We start from the raw sequence: 258 nt of genomic DNA on the forward strand, positions 1-258 counted from the left end.
TTTCGACCGGCCGGACGCCGCGCCATTCACGCAGGTCCTCGCCGACATTGCCGCCGACGGCCCGGGAGTTTCAGCGAGTGACGCCGCTGCCCTTGGCATCCCCACGCTCGTCATCGGCAATGCCATGGATGCGGTGCATCCGCTGACGGCGGCCCATACGCTCGCGGCGGCGATCCCCGGCGCCACGTTTGCGGAGATCTCTTCCAAGGCGCTCGACAGCGTCAGGCATTTCGCCGAGCTGCAGGCTGATATCACGAC

At 67.4% G+C, this 258-nt stretch carries 1 pseudogene; it reads left to right on the forward strand.

Annotated features, from left to right (window positions below):
- Positions 1-258: pseudogene (locus AC0L2O_RS37025) on the forward strand (alpha/beta fold hydrolase); the annotation flags it as partial.

The organism is Bradyrhizobium sp. Kon10 (assembly GCF_055807395.1).